The 12,777-nt window shown below is 62.5% G+C and carries 12 protein-coding genes and 1 pseudogene; 8 read left to right on the top strand and 5 right to left on the bottom strand.

Translation table 11 applies throughout. The features are described 5' to 3' along the window. Positions 1 to 1,854 carry an ABC-F family ATP-binding cassette domain-containing protein gene (locus tag ACTXGA_RS01380; protein WP_443391302.1) on the bottom strand — a complete coding sequence of 618 codons (1,854 nt, stop codon included), beginning with the start codon at positions 1,852 to 1,854 and terminating at the stop codon, positions 1 to 3. 175 nt (positions 1,855 to 2,029) lie between these two features. Between ACTXGA_RS01380 and ndk the strand changes: the two genes are divergently transcribed. Together ndk and ACTXGA_RS01370 are read left to right on the top strand one after the other, a co-directional pair. After that, the gene (gene ndk / locus ACTXGA_RS01375; protein WP_443391301.1) at positions 2,030 to 2,452 is read left to right on the top strand and encodes a nucleoside-diphosphate kinase; all 423 of its coding nucleotides are present in this window, start codon (positions 2,030 to 2,032) and stop codon (positions 2,450 to 2,452) included. 95 nt (positions 2,453 to 2,547) lie between these two features. Then, positions 2,548 to 2,748 (top strand): hypothetical protein, encoded by a 201-nt coding sequence (locus tag ACTXGA_RS01370; RefSeq protein ID WP_443391300.1) that lies wholly within the window; start codon positions 2,548 to 2,550, stop codon positions 2,746 to 2,748. Between the two features lie 121 nt (positions 2,749 to 2,869). On the opposite strand, the gene ACTXGA_RS01365 is transcribed toward ACTXGA_RS01370, so the two are convergent. The 3 genes from ACTXGA_RS01365 to ACTXGA_RS01355 are packed head-to-tail and all read right to left on the bottom strand — an operon-like array spanning position 2,870 to position 5,197. Continuing rightward, positions 2,870 to 3,217, bottom strand: coding sequence for a TfoX/Sxy family protein (locus ACTXGA_RS01365; protein WP_443391299.1), 348 nt, complete (start codon positions 3,215 to 3,217; stop codon positions 2,870 to 2,872). After that, on the bottom strand, positions 3,214 to 4,014 hold the full coding sequence (locus tag ACTXGA_RS01360; protein ID WP_443391298.1) for an isocitrate lyase/PEP mutase family protein: 801 nt from the start codon (positions 4,012 to 4,014) through the stop codon (positions 3,214 to 3,216). Before ACTXGA_RS01360 ends, ACTXGA_RS01365 begins: the two co-directional genes overlap by 4 nt. After that, positions 4,007 to 5,197, bottom strand: a complete 1,191-nt coding sequence (locus ACTXGA_RS01355) for a pyridoxal phosphate-dependent aminotransferase (protein WP_443391297.1) — start codon at positions 5,195 to 5,197, stop codon at positions 4,007 to 4,009. Before ACTXGA_RS01355 ends, ACTXGA_RS01360 begins: the two co-directional genes overlap by 8 nt. A gap of 267 nt (positions 5,198 to 5,464) precedes the next feature. Here ACTXGA_RS01355 and ACTXGA_RS01350 point away from each other — a divergent pair, with 267 nt between their 5' ends. From ACTXGA_RS01350 to ACTXGA_RS01330, 5 genes and pseudogenes are all read left to right on the top strand, one after another. Continuing rightward, complete coding sequence (locus tag ACTXGA_RS01350; RefSeq protein ID WP_443391296.1) at positions 5,465 to 6,034, top strand: phage distal tail protein, Rcc01695 family; 570 nt, start codon at positions 5,465 to 5,467, stop codon at positions 6,032 to 6,034. After that, complete coding sequence (locus ACTXGA_RS01345) at positions 6,034 to 6,918, top strand: phage/gene transfer agent baseplate hub protein (RefSeq protein WP_443391295.1); 885 nt, start codon at positions 6,034 to 6,036, stop codon at positions 6,916 to 6,918. The genes ACTXGA_RS01350 and ACTXGA_RS01345 overlap by 1 nt, the downstream gene beginning before the upstream one ends. After that, positions 6,915 to 7,349, top strand: coding sequence for an NlpC/P60 family protein (locus tag ACTXGA_RS01340; RefSeq protein WP_443391294.1), 435 nt, complete (start codon positions 6,915 to 6,917; stop codon positions 7,347 to 7,349). The genes ACTXGA_RS01345 and ACTXGA_RS01340 overlap by 4 nt, the downstream gene beginning before the upstream one ends. Further along, a pseudogene (locus ACTXGA_RS01335) lies at positions 7,349 to 11,276 on the top strand (baseplate multidomain protein megatron). The gene ACTXGA_RS01340 and the pseudogene ACTXGA_RS01335 overlap by 1 nt, the downstream one beginning before the upstream one ends. After that, positions 11,273 to 11,635 carry a DUF7742 family protein gene (locus ACTXGA_RS01330; protein WP_443391293.1) on the top strand — a complete coding sequence of 121 codons (363 nt, stop codon included), beginning with the start codon at positions 11,273 to 11,275 and terminating at the stop codon, positions 11,633 to 11,635. Before ACTXGA_RS01335 ends, ACTXGA_RS01330 begins: the two are co-directional and overlap by 4 nt. On the opposite strand, the gene ACTXGA_RS01325 is transcribed toward ACTXGA_RS01330, so the two are convergent. Next, positions 11,545 to 11,883: a TraR/DksA family transcriptional regulator gene (locus tag ACTXGA_RS01325; protein ID WP_443391292.1), complete on the bottom strand. Its 339-nt coding sequence runs from the start codon at positions 11,881 to 11,883 to the stop codon at positions 11,545 to 11,547. The genes ACTXGA_RS01330 and ACTXGA_RS01325 overlap by 91 nt on opposite strands. A gap of 83 nt (positions 11,884 to 11,966) precedes the next feature. Between ACTXGA_RS01325 and cysE the strand changes: the two genes are divergently transcribed. Further along, a complete protein-coding gene (cysE, locus tag ACTXGA_RS01320) occupies positions 11,967 to 12,773 on the top strand; it encodes a serine O-acetyltransferase (RefSeq protein ID WP_443391291.1) in 807 nt (268 codons plus the stop codon). Positions 12,774 to 12,777 lie beyond the last annotated feature (4 nt).

The raw sequence follows: 12,777 nt of genomic DNA, 5'->3' as shown, positions 1-12,777 counted from the left end.
TCAGGCGCTTTCGGCCGAGTCCAACTTCTCTGCGGCGGCTTCCCACATGGCCTCGGCGCGGTGAAGGCCGTTCATGACCTCGGCGTATTTCTTGTTCCAGGTTTCCAACTCACCGACGCGACCATCTTCGTAAAGTGTTGGGTCGGCGAGCTTTTTCGCCAGTTTTTCGCGCATCTCCTCGATCTTGGCGACGCGGTCCTCGCATTTGCGGACCTCCGCGCGCAGTTCAAGGATGGTGTCGCGGGAGGGGCGTTTGGGCTTTGCGGGGGCAGGTTTGTTGGGCTTCGGACCGGCGTCGCGCGACAGCAGCATGGTGCGGTAGGCGTCGAGGTCTTCCTCATAGGGTTGCACGGTGCCATCGCCCACGAGCCAAAGGCGATCTGCGACCATCGACAGCAGATGCATGTCGTGGCTGACGAGGATCACCGCACCTGAATAGGCGGTCAGCGCCTCTACCAGCGCCTCACGGCTTTCGATGTCGAGGTGGTTTGTCGGTTCATCGAGGATGAGCAGGTGCGGCGCGTCCAGCGTGGCCAGCAGCAGCGACAGGCGCGCCTTTTGCCCACCGGACAGGCGTCCGACCTCCGTCTCCGCCTGTGCGGCCATAAGGCCGAATCCGGCCAGCAGCGCGCGCAGTTTCGAAGGCGGCGTGGCGGGGCGTTCGCGTTGCAGGTGCTGGATCGGGTTCTCGTCCAGATGCAGCTCATCCACCTGATGCTGGGCGAAATAACCGATCCGCAGCTTGGACGAGCGGCTCATCTTGCCTTCCATCAGCGCAAGCCGACCCGAGAGCAGCTTGGACAGGGTGGATTTGCCCTGACCGTTCTTGCCCAGCAGAGCGATGCGGTCGTCCTGATCGATGCGCAGGTTCAACCGACGCAGAACGACAGTGTCGCCGTAGCCCGTGGCACCGCCTTCGATGTTGATGATCGGCGGCGACAGCTCATCCGGTTGCGGGAAGGTGAACACCCGCTTGGCGGCCTCTTCGGGCGCGGTGATCATGTCCATCCGTTCGATCATCTTCAGGCGGGCCTGCGCCTGTTTGGCCTTGGACGCCTTGGCGCGGAAGCGGTCGACAAAGCTTTGCAGATGGGCGCGACGATCCTGTTGTTTCTTGGCGGTGGCGGTCTGCTGGGCGCGCTTCTCGGCGCGCAATTTGACAAATCCGTCATAAGGCGTGCCGTAGTAGGTCAAGGCGCGATCTTCGAGGTGCAGGATGCAGTTCACGGCGCGGTTCAACAGGCCGCGGTCATGGCTGATGACGATAACCGTATGCGGGTATTTCACCAGATAGGATTCGAGCCAGAGCGCCCCTTCGAGATCGAGGTAGTTGGTCGGTTCGTCCAGCAGCAGCACATCGGGCTGAGCAAAGAGCACACCGGCAAGCGCGACGCGCATCCGCCAGCCGCCGGAAAAGGCGGAGCAGGGCTGTTTCTGTTGCGCGTCGTCAAAGCCAAGTCCCCGCAGGATGGTCGAGGCGCGGGCCTCGGCGCTCCATGCGTCGATGTCGGCAAGGCGGGTCTGGATCTCGGCGATGCGGTGCGAGTCGGTTGCCGTCTCTGCCTCGGCCATCAGGGCGGCGCGTTCTGTGTCCGCCTCCAGCACTGTGTCGATCAGCGAGGTTTCGGACGAGGGCACCTCTTGGCTGACGCCGCCGATGCGGGCACGGCTGGGCAAAGAGATGTCGCCGCCGTCCAGCGTCAATTCCCCCCGGATGAGGCGGAACAGCGTTGTCTTGCCCGCGCCATTCGGGCCGACAAGGCCAACCTTGTGGCCGTCGGGGATGGTGGCGGAGGCACCGTCGAACAGCGGGCGGCCTTCGACTGAATAGGAGATGTTTTCGATCCTGAGCATGAGCGCGCTGTAGCAGAGGGCGCGGCAAGGGGCCAGCGGTTGCGAACGCCGCAGGGCGCACCGGTATCAGGGGCGATTGCAGCGAGGGGTTTTCAAGGCGAAAGGCCCGTGCTAGGCGCTCGCGCGGGATTTCAGGCCGGACGACGGGTTCGGCCCTTTCACTATGGAGCACAGCATGGCCACCGAACGCACCCTGTCGATCATCAAGCCCGACGCCACCCGCCGCAACCTCACCGGCAAGATCAACGCCAAGTTCGAAGAAGCAGGCCTGCGCATCATCGCGCAGAAGCGCATTCACTTGACCAAGGCGCAGGCCGGCCAGTTCTACGCCGTGCACGCCGAGCGTCCGTTCTACGACGAACTGTGCGAATTCATGGCCTCCGAGCCGGTTGTCGTGCAGGTTCTGGAAGGCGAAGGCGCCATCCTGAAGAACCGCGAAGTCATGGGCGCAACCAACCCGGCCGACGCGGCACCGGGCACGATCCGCGCCGAGTTCGCCGAATCGGTTGGCGAGAACTCTGTCCACGGTTCCGACGCGCCGGACACCGCCGCGCAGGAAATCGCATTCTATTTCTCGGGTCTCGAACTGGTCGGCTAAGCCGCTTCCATTCGATTTCCGGCAAAGGGTCGCCCTGCGGGGCGGCCCTTTTTCGTTTGGCGCGGGGCATTGACGCAAAAGACTGTGCGTGGAGGATGCTTGGGGTTTTTAAACCCGCGGATATTTCCGAAGGAAACTATGACAGTGGCTTTGCCCGGCGCGCCTTTGACATTGCAGTGGATGCGATTGCGCGGATCGCGGGCGATCTTGACCAGACTTATCTGACCTCTTCGATCAACCGGTTTCCGCGTTCCCTGCTGGCAGAGATGCTGGTGCATCGGGGGAGGAGTGCCTAGAGATCGACACGGTCGAAAAGGCGGCGGCCCGGGACATCTGGGTGATTTCGGATCGGCAGACGGAGTTGGACAAGGCGGCGCTGATCCGGTTGCGGTGACCGGTGGCGGGGTTAACCCCGCCCTACGGCGCGCGGCGCCTGTCGGGCTCTATCACGCCGATCTCGTTCAGGATCTTGTCCAGCGCGCTGCGGGGGGCGGTGGTGGTCTGCGCCTTGAGGGCGTCGAACTGCGTCCGAAGGGCGGTTTTCTCTGCCCCTTTGCAATCGTTCCAAGGGCGGCCCTGCAAGGCCATGTGCAGGACGTAGTAGCCGATGAAATGGGGGCGTTCGCCGTTTTGCAGAAGCTTTCGATAAGCCTCATGCGCACCAAGGCCGCGCAGGGTTTCGGCATCCGGGATGCCAGCAGCGGTGCAGGATTTTTCGAATGCAGGGCCGAGGTTACGGATGCTGCTGACAGGCGTGCCGCTCATTTCAGCATCGGGTTGACGGTGGCGAAGGGCAGGGCGTTTGACAGCGCGTCAAAGCGGCCGTCGCCGAACATTTGCTGCCCGGCGTCGTGGATCGTGCGCCATGTGGCACGGGCCAGCGCCGAGCCAAGCGAGAGACGCGCGACACCAAGTGCAGCGTAATCGGCGCGGCTGTACTGTGCGAAAGGACCGGCGACGAGGGCGTTGAACGGCAGTTTGGTCGCCTTCACCAATTGGCCAAGCGCCTCCATCGACGGTGGACCCGGGACATAGACGGCGTCGGCTCCGGCGGCCTCAAATGCGCGGATGCGGGCAATCGCTTCTGTCGTGTCATAATGGCCGGTCAGGATGCCGTCAGCACGGGCGACCAGCATGAAATCGCGCGGCAGGGCGCGGGCGGCAGCGGCAGCAGCGCGGATGCGTTCGGCGGCAAGGGCCGCGTCATAGGGGCTGTCGTCCGGCAGAGCGGTGTCTTCGATACAGATCCCGGCAAGGCCTACTTCGGCGGCAAGGCGGACGGTTTCGGCGCAGGTCTCGGGGGACTCGCCAAAGCCGTTTTCGAAGTCGCCGGAGACGGGCAGATTGACAGCCTCCACAAGGCTTTGCGCGTGGGTCAGGGCCTCATCCCGGGTCAGGGTGCCCATGTCCGGGCGGCCAAGGGTGAAGGCCTGCGCGGCAGAGGAAGTGGCGATGGCCTGCGCGCCAAGAGCCGCGAGCATCTTGGCGGACCCCGCGTCCCATGCGTTGGCGAGGATGAAGGGATCGCCGGGGCGATGCAGAGCGCGGAAGCTGTCAGGCATCGGCGTGGCTCCCCTCAGCGGCAAAGGCGCAGAGCGTGCGAAGCGCCTCGGCCAAGCGGTTGTCATCGACGGTTAGCGCGACGCGGATGTGACCGGCGGCAGATTTGCCAAAGCTCTCACCTGGCATGACCGCGATGTGATGCGCATCCAGCAGCGCCTCTGCGAATTCCCGGCCGGACAGACCGGTGGCGCGGATATCGAGCATGACGTACATCGCGCCTTCTGCCGGAATCGCGGTGACGGTGTTCTGCTCGGACAGGATCGACAGGGCGAGGTCACGGCGGCGGCGAAAGGGGGCGGCGATTTTCTCTTCGAGGTCCGCGCCCTGTTGAAGGGCAAAAAGCGCGCCGTCCTGAATGTAGCCGGGAACGCCGTAGGTGGTAGCGGTAGCGAGGTCGATCAGCGTTTCCACAGGTTTTTCAGGCCCGACAATCCAACCCACGCGGGATCCGGTCATGGCGTGGCTTTTCGACATGGAGCCGATTTGCAGCGTACGCTCTGCCATGCCGGGCAGGGCGCGGGGGCTGAGGTGTGTGCCGTGCCAGACCTGCGTGTCGTAGACCTCGTCCGAGATCAGCCAGAGATCGTTTTCGATGCAGGCCCGGGCGATCTCGTGCAGGGTTTCGTCCGGGTAGACCATGCCGGTGGGGTTATTGGGCGTGTTGATCAGCAGGCTCTTGGCGCCGGTTCCGCGGGCGGCGGCGGTGATGGCCTCTGCGCTGGGCAGGAAGTTGTTCCGGGCCTCAGTCCGGATCGGGACTGCGCGGCCGGATGCGCCGCGAATGGTGCCGGGGTAGGTGGCATAATAGGGATCAATGTAGAGCGCGGCATCACCGGGGGTGAGTACGGCCATGTGGGCGGCAAAGAGCGCGGCCTGACCACCGGGCGTGATCAGAATGTTTTCCGGCCCGGTCGGCACGCCGCTTTGTGCGGCGACCCGCGCAGCCACGGTTTGGCGCAGGGCGTCCACGCCGGGAACCATCGCATAGCCTGTGTGGCCACCACGGGCGGCGGCGTCGATCGCGGCGAGAATCGAGGCATCGGTGCCGATGTCGTGTTCGCCAATGGTCAGTTCGGTCACCGGGGTGCCGTCTGCGATCATCCTGCGGGCGCGGTAGAACACCTCCCAACCGTCGGAGCCGCCTTCGTTAAGTGTGGTGATGCGGGTAGAGAGTTGGGGCATGTCATTGTCCTTTCGGGGAAATACCTGCCAGAGGGGCGCGAGGGCGGCAAGCCGGTTCGTGTCCGCGCCGAAGGCGAATCCGGAAGTGTGAACGAAATCAGTCTGTTGCGTTCGGTACCCCGATTGACCCAACGCACGGTCGTAGATAGTGTTTGTGACATGCTGGACGAGGTACGGCAGGCGGCCCCGGGGGTGACCCTATGGGGCCGTTTTTCGTGCCATGCACCCTGACGGAGGGGCAACCTACAGGCAAGTAAGGTGTCGAGCATGAGCAGTGCAAAACAGAAGACCGAAGACCAGCCGATCGTCCTGACCGCCGATGCGCGGTGTGACAGACTGCAAAAGCAGCGTGACCGGGCGACGGAAACGATCACGGACCTTCTCGATCTGATCGCTTTCTTCGAGGCACGGCAGGGACAGTTGTACGGTTTCCGCTGGAAAGACTGGGCGGACTTCAAGTCCTGCGCGCCGTCGCAATCGGCGGCCGCCGCCGATCAGATCATCGGAACAGGTGACGGCAGTACTACAAGCTTTCAGTTGTGCAAAACCTATGCCTCTGGCGGTGTGTCCTACATCCGTCCAGTCACCAAACCGGTGACCGGTTCCGTGATGGTCGAAGTTGATGGCGCGCAGTCGGTCGAAGGCGCTGGGTTTTCGGTCAATGTAGGGACAGGGGAAGTCACGCTGACCGTTGCGCCAAGCGTTGGGGTAGTTGTGCGCGCAGGATTCGAGTTCGATGTTCCGGTGCGGTTCGACACTGACCGAATTCTTGTCAGTGCCGACAGTTTCAACGCCGGGCAGATCCCGGACGTGCCGGTTGTGGAGGTGCGTGTCTGATGGGAGTGGACGAATTCCATGAACACCTAGCCAGCGGGTTGACAACCGTTGCGCGAGCCTGGGAGGTCATCCGTTCGGATGGTGAGCGGTTGGGCTTTACCGACCATGACCGGGATCTGAGTTTTGATGGTTTGACCTTTCGTGCGGACAGTGGCCTGACCGCGCGGGCACTGAGCCAAGCAACCGGGCTGTCGGTGGATAACTCCGAAGCGATGGGAGCGCTCAGTTCGACGGCTCTTACAGACGCGGACATCGATGCCGGTCGGTATGACGGTGCCGAGGTGATCTGCTGGATGGTCAATTGGGCGGATGTCGACGCGCGCCGGATCATGTTTCGCGGAAGCATCGGAGAAATCCGGCGCGGAAACGGTGCCTTTCAGGCTGAGTTGCGCGGTTTGACCGAATTGCTGAACCGGCCTTTGGGACGAGTTTATCAGAAACCTTGCGCAGCGGCGTTGGGAGATTCTGATTGCGGCTTCGACGTATCCGCCACTGGGTACTCCTATGACGGAGCCTTGGTCGAAGTGAAAGAAAACCGCGTGTTCGGGCTGGGCGATCTTTCTGACTTTGCCGTGGGCTGGTTCCAGCGGGGAAAACTGGAAGTCCTGAGCGGGGCTGCTATGGGGCTCAGAGCAGGGATCAAACGCGACCGGATTGGTGATGACGGGGTGCGGACGATCGAAGTCTGGGAACCTCTCCGCGCCACTCCGCTGGCTGGCGATTTGGTCCGGATTATTTCGGGGTGCGACAAGCGCTTTTCAACCTGTCGGCTGAAATTCGGCAATCACCTGAACTTTCGCGGCTTTCCGGATCTTCCCGAAGAAGACTGGATCACGGTTCATCCTGGCCAGGCCAAGGTCCATTCGGGCGGTAGCAGACGATGACGGAAGTCGTTCGGGCGGCGCGGGGCTGGCTGGGAACGCCATACGTGCACCAAGCATCGACAAAGGGATCAGGTTGCGACTGCCTCGGGTTGTTGCGCGGCATCTGGCGAGAAGTGATTGGGCCCGAACCTGAGGCCGTGCCGGCCTATAGCAGGGACTGGTCAGAACCTCAGGGCGACGAGCGCTTGTGGCGGGCAGCTTTGGCGCATCTGAGAGCGAAGAAGCTGACAGAGCCCGCCCCAGGAGACGTTTTATTGTTCCGTATGCGCGACGGGGCGGTTGCGAAACATGTCGGTCTGCAAGCCGAAGTCGGTCCGGTCGGGAGTTTCATCCACGCTTACGACTGCCATGGCGTGATCGAGAGTGCCTTTAGCGCGCCGTGGGCGCGGCGCGTGGTGGCCCGATTTGCCTTTCCAATGGAGACAGAGTGATGGCGACGATCCTACTTTCCGCAGCAGGTGCTGCGATTGGCAGCTCTATCGGCGGCTCTGTTCTGGGCTTGTCGATGACGGCGGTTGGTCGTTTTGTCGGCGCAAGTCTGGGTCGCGTTCTGGATCAGCGCCTGATGGGTGCCGGCTCCGAAGCCATCGAAACCGGCAGGATCGAGCGTTTTCGTCTGACCGGTGCCGGAGAAGGCGCTGCTATTCCGCAGGTATTTGGCCGGATGCGAGTCGGCGGGCAAGTCATCTGGGCCACCGAGTTCAACGAGCATGTTCAGGAGACCGGGAACGGTGGCGGGAAAGGGGCGCCCGCACAACCGAAAGTCCGCCAATACAGCTACTCTGTCAGCCTTGCCGTGGCGCTTTGCGAAGGGGTGATCACGGGGGTCAACCGCGTTTGGGCCGACGGCGCCGAGATATCGTTGAGCCGACTGAACATACGTGTCTACACTGGTGCGGGCGATCAATTGCCCGATCCCAAGATCGAGGCGGTCGAAGGCGTTGGCAATGTGCCCGCATATCGGGGAACAGCTTACGTTGTGTTCGAGGATCTCGACCTCGAACAATTTGGGAACCGGGTACCGCAATTCAGCTTTGAAGTGACGCGTCCCGATCTGGCCGAGGATGAGGTGCCTTCGTTGATAAAGGGCGTCGCAATGATCCCCGGCACCGGGGAATATGCCTTGGCGACCAGCCCGGTTTATCTGTCTGGGAATACTGCCGCTGGCGGCGACCTGTTCGGTGGGGGGCGCGTCGCCAATGTCAATTCTCCCTCCGAAGAGCCGGACTTTACGACGTCACTGCGTCAGCTCCGTGATGAAGTTCCGAACTGTAATGCAACGTCTCTGATTGTGAGTTGGTTCGGCGATGATCTGCGCTGCGGTCACTGTTCGATCCGGCCCAAGGTTGAGCAAGGGGACTACGATGCCAAGGCGATGCCGTGGTCCGTATCGGGACTATCGCGGGGCGCCGCTGAATCCGTGCCAACTGCAGATGGGCGCCCCGTGTATGGTGGGACCGCCGCGGATGACGCCGTCATTCAGGCTATCCTGAGGCTCAAGGCCGATGGAATGGACGTGATGTATTATCCCTTCGTCCTGATGGACCAGATGGCAGGCAACGGGCTGACCGATCCCTGGACCGAGGACGCGGACCAGCCGGTTTTGCCCTGGCGGGGGCGGATTACCTTGAGCATCGCCCCGGGACGACCCGGATCACCGGATCAGACAGCGGCAGCGGATGCCGAGGTGGCCGCCTTCTTCGGGGTAACTGCGGCCAGTGACTTTGACGTGGCCGGTGGCTCGGTTGCCTACAGTGGGCCGGAAGATTGGGGATATCGGCGCTTTGTACTGCATCAGGCGGCGCTTTGCGCGGCTGCGGGTGGTGTCGATGCGTTCTGCATCGGATCAGAGATGCGCGGGCTGACACAGATCCGTGGCGCTGCTGGCTTTTCGGCAATTGCCCACCTGAAAAGTCTGGCCGCGCAATGCCGAGAACTGCTGGGGCCAGCGGTCAAGATCGGCTATGCTGCGGATTGGTCTGAGTATTTCGGCTATCATCCGCAGGATGGTTCGGGTGATGTATACTTCCACCTTGACCCGCTTTGGGCCGATCCCAACATCGATTTCGTCGGGATCGACAATTACATGCCGCTTTCCGATTGGCGCGATGGTGACACACACGCGGATGCGCAGTGGGAAAGCGTACACGATCTGGAATACCTTCGTTCGAAAGTCGAAGGGGGGGGAAGGATCTGACTGGTTTTACGCCTCTGATGCGGATCGCGACGCGCAGGTGCGAACCGTAATCAGCGACGACCAATACGCAGAACCTTGGGTCTGGCGATACAAGGACATTCGTAACTGGTGGAGCAGCGCGCATCACGATCGCGTAGGCGGTACGCGTCTGGCGCAGTCCACAGATTGGCAGCCCGAGTCCAAGCCCATCTGGTTTACTGAACTGGGCTGCGCGGCAGTGGACAAAGGCACGAACCAGCCGAACAAATTCCTTGATCCCAAGTCTTCGGAATCGAGCCTCCCGCATAACTCCAACGGATTGCGGGACGAGACCATCCAGCAGCAATACCTCCGGGCGCAATTGGGGTATTGGGGAGCTGCGGAAAACAACCCCGTCTCGTCGGTCTATTCGGGGCCTATGTTGGATCTGTCCCGCACGTTTGTGTGGGCTTGGGACGCGCGCCCGTACCCATGGTTTCCGGGGAATGAAGAGCTTTGGTCGGATGGGGCCAACTACCGCTCCGGGCACTGGTTGAATGGTCGGGTTTCCGGCCGCAGCTTGGCCTCGGTTGTGAATGAACTCTGTAACCGGGCCGGTCTGAGCGACATCGACACAAGCGCGTTACACGGATTCGTTCGCGGGTACGTCTTGGATCAGGTCGCCGACGCACGGCGCGCTTTGCAGCCGCTCATGCTGCGTTACGGGTTCGATGCAATCGAGCGCGACGGAACGCTGGTGTTCCGAGAGCGCAACGGCTGCCAGCCGATCGATCTGACAAAGGCCGATCTTGCAGTCAGTGCGGAGATCGAGGGCGATCTGGTCGAAACGCGGGCCGCCGAGGCCGAAATGGCGGGTCGGGTCAGGCTCCAGTTCGTGTTGGCCGACGCGGACCATCAGGTCGGCTCGGAAGAGGCTGTCCTGCCGGATGAAGCGACGCACGCCGTGTCCGAAACCGAGCTTCCGCTTGCCATGACGCGCAGCGAAGGTCGCCAAACAGCCGAGCGCTGGCTGGCGGAGGCGCGCGTGGCCCGCGACAGCCTGCGGTTCGCCTTGCCACCTTCGAAACTCGCGCTGGGCGCAGGCGATATCGTCAGGCTACCGGCAGCAGACGGCACGACACTGGCGCGGATCGACAAGGTCGAGGTGCTTGAGCATCAGGTCGTCGATGCAGTGCGGATCGAGCCAGACGTTTTCCAACCTGTCGAGTTTCCCGAAGACGCGTCGGCCTTGCGTCCCTTTACCCCGGCAGTTCCGGTGACACCGCTGTTTCTGGACCTGCCCCTGTTGACTGGCGATGAAGCGCCACATGCGCCGTATCTGGCGCTGGCGGCAGAGCCTTGGCCGGGATCGGTTGCGGTATATGACGCCGTCGAAGATGCTGGCTACGCGCTCAATGCCGTACATGCAGCACAGGCTGTCATGGGCGTGACAGAGACGGATCTTCTGGCCGCGCGGGCCGGATGCATCGATCATGGCGCGCCGTTGCAATTGCGACTGGCCAATGGGGCCCTGCAATCGGTCGGGGACGCGGCGTTGTTGTCCGGCGCAAATGCCATGGTGATCGGTGATGGCGGCAAGGACGCTTGGGAAGTGTTCCAGTTCCGCGTCGCAGAGTTGATCTCGGACGGGCGCTGGATGGTGTCGCATAGACTGCGCGGACAATCGGGCAGCGACGGGATCATGCCAGGGGTCTGGCCTGCCGGGTCTTGGGTCGTGTTGTTGAACGGGGCACCGCAGCAGATTGCCTTGTCCTCGGCGCAACGTGGGCTGGAACGGCATTTCCGGATCGGTCCGGCGCGGCATTCCTACGACCACGCATCCTACGTGCATCAGGTTCACGCCTTTGAAGGCAATGGCCTGCGTCCCTACCGTCCGGCCCACCTGCGTGCACTTCAGGATGCGGGGGACGTCCGGTTGAATTGGGTCAGACGTACCCGGATTGATGGGGATCACTGGGGCACGGCGGAGGTTCCGTTGGGCGAAAGTGCCGAACTGTACCATGTGCAAGTGCGCCAGGGAGGCGCGGTACTTCGCGAAACCTCGGTTGACAGCCCGACCTGGACTTATGGCGCAGCTGACAGAACGTCGGATGGCGTAAATGGCGTCTATTCCATCGCGGTGGCTCAGGTCTCCGACCGGTTTGGCACGGGCCCCTACGCGGAGCTGGAGCTGATTGCATGAGGCCGCTGCTTCCCGGAGACGTTTGCGCGGCAGCGCGGGTTCTGTTGGCTGTTCCGGCACACGCAAGAGATGAGTTGGCACTGCGTCTGTTGACGGAGGCCAGCGCCGCTGATCGATACTGTCGAGAGCACAACAAAGCGCATCCCCGCTGGGGAAACGGCACGCTTTCAGCGGCGGCATTCGCGCATGACATGGGACACGAGAAGGGCTTCGGGGATCGTGATTTTCTCGACTGTCAGGCGCGGGTGATCAGGGCGCTGCTGTCGCGTCACCCGGAAGCGCAGGCGACGCAGCGCATCGCCGTCGGATCCAGTTCCAGCCGACGCGGCGCAATGCTTTCGCCGCAGTCTTCGCAGTAGCCGAACTCTCCGGCGTCAAGCCTATAAAGGGCCGCCAAAAGGGCCCTGCGCAGACCGTCTCGGCGCGCTTGCGTCGCCTTGGCCATCGACTGGTGCAGCAGCGCATCCTGCCGCGACAGCCGTCCGACCGCCTGCTGATCCAGTTCGACCGTGGACTGCCCTTGTCGGCCCAGACGATCCTCTTGATCCAGTTCGGTAATCCGGTTCCGGATCAGGGCGTAGAACCGGTTTGTTTCGGACCCATCCAATCTTCAGATAACCCCCATCACGGATTTGCGTTTCGCTCCCCACAGCCTATCTGATAGGCTCACGGCGTCAAAGGAGGACAGCCATGGCTGAAACACGCGCACATCTAGCCGAGGTTGATCCGGTCTGGGCCCGGATCAGGGGAGAGGCCGAAACAGCGGTATTGGACGAGCCCCTTTTGGGCGGGCTGATTCATTATTCGATCCTGCACCATCCCTCTCTGGAACGGGCGTTGAGCTATCGGACCTCGCTGAAACTGGCCAATGGAGAGATGTCGGAACAGATTCTGCGTGAGATCTGTGATGAAGCCTATGGCGCCGAGCCAAAGCTGGCTTTGGCCGCAAGGGCGGATATCGTGGCGACATACGAACGGGATCCGGCTTGCCACCGGTTTCTGCAGCCGCTTCTATTCTTCAAGGGATTTCAGGCGGTTCAGGCGTATCGCGTGGCGAACTGGCTGTGGAATCAGGGCCGCAAGGACCTGTCTTATTTCTTCCAGATGCGCTGCTCCGAGGTCTTCGGGATCGACATTCACCCGGCGGCCCGGATCGGCAAGGGCATCATGATCGACCACGCGCATTCCATCGTCATCGGTGAAACAGCCGTTGTGGGGGACAACGTCTCGATGCTGCATTCCGTGACGCTGGGCGGAACCGGCAAGGAAGAAGAGGACCGGCATCCCAAGATCGGCGATGGCGTGCTGATCGGCGCGGGCGCCAAGGTTCTGGGCAATATCAAGGTCGGCGATTGTTCTCGGATCGCCGCCGGGTCGGTCGTGCTGCAAGAAGTGCCGCCCTGCAAGACGGTGGCGGGTGTTCCGGCGAAGGTCGTCGGGGAAGCGGGTTGCTCACAACCGGCGATCAGCATGGACCAGTTGCTGCGGCAGGGCTGAGACG

Source organism: Antarctobacter jejuensis, assembly GCF_052266595.1.
GTDB lineage: Bacteria > Pseudomonadota > Alphaproteobacteria > Rhodobacterales > Rhodobacteraceae > Antarctobacter > Antarctobacter jejuensis.
Note: the sequence above shows the minus strand (reverse complement) of the source record. Positions and strands in the feature narration are given on the sequence as shown.

Bases quoted from the DNA above. Each gene is read 5' to 3' on its own strand.
- ACTXGA_RS01380 (WP_443391302.1), bottom strand. From the start codon at position 1,854: ATGCTCAGGATCGAAAACATCTCCTATTCAGTCGAAGGCCGCCCGCTG.
- ndk (WP_443391301.1), top strand. From the start codon at position 2,030: ATGGCCACCGAACGCACCCTGTCGATCATCAAGCCCGACGCCACCCGC.
- ACTXGA_RS01370 (WP_443391300.1), top strand. From the start codon at position 2,548: ATGCTTGGGGTTTTTAAACCCGCGGATATTTCCGAAGGAAACTATGAC.
- ACTXGA_RS01365 (WP_443391299.1), bottom strand. From the start codon at position 3,217: ATGAGCGGCACGCCTGTCAGCAGCATCCGTAACCTCGGCCCTGCATTC.
- ACTXGA_RS01360 (WP_443391298.1), bottom strand. From the start codon at position 4,014: ATGCCTGACAGCTTCCGCGCTCTGCATCGCCCCGGCGATCCCTTCATC.
- ACTXGA_RS01355 (WP_443391297.1), bottom strand. From the start codon at position 5,197: ATGCCCCAACTCTCTACCCGCATCACCACACTTAACGAAGGCGGCTCC.
- ACTXGA_RS01350 (WP_443391296.1), top strand. From the start codon at position 5,465: ATGAGCAGTGCAAAACAGAAGACCGAAGACCAGCCGATCGTCCTGACC.
- ACTXGA_RS01345 (WP_443391295.1), top strand. From the start codon at position 6,034: ATGGGAGTGGACGAATTCCATGAACACCTAGCCAGCGGGTTGACAACC.
- ACTXGA_RS01340 (WP_443391294.1), top strand. From the start codon at position 6,915: ATGACGGAAGTCGTTCGGGCGGCGCGGGGCTGGCTGGGAACGCCATAC.
- ACTXGA_RS01330 (WP_443391293.1), top strand. From the start codon at position 11,273: ATGAGGCCGCTGCTTCCCGGAGACGTTTGCGCGGCAGCGCGGGTTCTG.
- cysE (WP_443391291.1), top strand. From the start codon at position 11,967: ATGGCTGAAACACGCGCACATCTAGCCGAGGTTGATCCGGTCTGGGCC.